Source organism: Streptomyces boncukensis, from assembly GCF_011045075.1.
Classification (GTDB): Bacteria; Actinomycetota; Actinomycetes; order Streptomycetales; family Streptomycetaceae; genus Streptomyces; species Streptomyces boncukensis.
Genome location: NZ_JAAKZZ010000885.1, coordinates 1 through 1,791, shown reverse-complemented (window position 1 = coordinate 1,791; position 1,791 = coordinate 1). Strand labels below are relative to the sequence as shown.

2 protein-coding genes are annotated in these 1,791 nt (G+C 73.6%); both read right to left on the bottom strand.

Features of this window, described 5'->3' with window-relative positions:
* Positions 1-913: MsnO8 family LLM class oxidoreductase (locus G5C65_RS36700; protein WP_165303365.1), on the bottom strand; the 913-nt coding region annotated here is incomplete at its 3' end.
* Between the two features lie 66 nt (positions 914-979).
* Positions 980-1,657, bottom strand: coding sequence for a response regulator (locus tag G5C65_RS36695; RefSeq protein WP_165303364.1), 678 nt, complete (start codon positions 1,655-1,657; stop codon positions 980-982).
* Positions 1,658-1,791 lie beyond the last annotated feature (134 nt).

Genomic DNA, 1,791 nt, shown 5'->3' with positions numbered 1-1,791 from the left:
CCGCCACCCCCTCCTCCGTGCCGTGCAGCTGGGACTCCCGTGCGGCCTCGTAGGCGGTGCGCTCCCGCTCCGTCATGGAGCGCGCCAGTATCTCCGCCGCGGGCAGCAGCGGGGCGAAATCGCCCTTGGTGCGCGCGACGGCGGTCGACCACGCCTCCGGTATCTGCAGCCGGGCGGCCTCCTGCTCGGTGTCCGCCACGGCGGCGTTCACGGCGACCACCACATACGGCGCGGCGGCGTACGGACCGGGGCTGAACGCGGTGCGGTAGCCCTCGACGGCCTCCAGCATCCGCCCTTCGTCCCGCGCCGCACCGATCACCAGGGGCAGCCCGTGCTCCGCCGCGATCCGCGCCCCCGACCCCACCGCGAGCACGAAGGCGGGCACCCGCAGTCCCTCCGCGGGCCGGGCGTGCACGGCACGCGAGCCGTCGAAGTAGCCGAGGAGTTCGGTGAGCTGCTCAGCGAACTCCCCGGCGGCGTCCTTGCCCACTCGCAGCGCCTTGCGTATGCCGTCCGTGAATCCGACCGAGCGCCCCAGCCCCATGTCGATCCGGCCGGGGAAGAGCGACTCCAGCACCCCGAACTGCTCGGCGACCACCAGCGGCTGGTGGTTCGGCAGCATCACCCCGCCGGTGCCCACCCGGATGCGTGAGGTGGCGGAGGCGACGGCGGCGGCCAGCACGGTCGGCGCCGAGCCCGCGATGCCGGGGACGCCGTGGTGCTCGGACACCCAGAAGCGGTGGTACCCCAGCTCCTCCGCCTGACGCGCGAACCGCACGGTCTCGCGCAGCGCGGCCCGGGGGTGCTCGCCCGCCCGGACGAGGGAGCGGTCGAGGATGGAGAGGCGCGCGGGCAGCGCCCGGTCCGCCTGGGCCGCCTGGGCCGCCTGGGCCGCCTGGGCCGCCTGGTCCATCGGGGCCATCAGGTCCGCCGGGTTGGTCGATGCAGCAGTCACACCAGTGTCAACACCGCCGGGCGCTCAGGATTCCCGGCCGTCCGCACCCTCCAGCAGCCCGGCGTCGTGAGCCAGGAGCGCGATCTGCACGCGGTTGTTCAGGTTCAGCTTGGTGAGGATGCGGGACACGTGCGTCTTGACCGTGGGCACGCTCATGTACAGCGTCTTCGCGATCTCCGCGTTGGACAGTCCCCGGCCGACCGCGACAGCCACCTCGCGTTCCCGCTCGCCCAGCGCGTCGAGCGCGGTGCGGGCGCGATGGCGCCGGCTGTCCTCGCCCCCCGGACGTACATGCTGGATGAGCTGGCGGGTCACGGCGGGCGAGAGTACCGGTTCACCCGCGGCCACCTTCCGCACGGCGCCGAGGATGTCGGCCGGCGGCGTGTCCTTCAGCAGGAAGCCCGCGGCACCCGCGCGCAGCGCGCGCAGCACCTGCGCGTCCGCGTGGAAGGTGGTCAGGACGACGACCTCCGGGGGATCCTCGCGGGCCCGCAGCAGTTCGGTCGCGGCGAGCCCGTCCATGGCGGGCATCCGGACGTCCATCAGCACGATGTCCGGACGGTGCTCGTCGACAAGGGGCAGCACCAGGTCCCCGTCGGCCGCCTCCCCGACCACGCTGATGTCGGACAGCCCGTCCAGCATCAGCCGCAGTCCGGCACGGACCAGCGGGTCGTCATCGACAAGGAGCACACGGATGGTCATGGCTCCACCGTATCCATCAGGGCGGCCAGGACGTGTCCGCTGGATCACCCCTGCTCGACGACGGCCTGGAGGTACGGCGCGGTCACGCTCGCGCCGGCGCGCGCGACCTCGGCAGGCGGGCCCGACGCGACCAC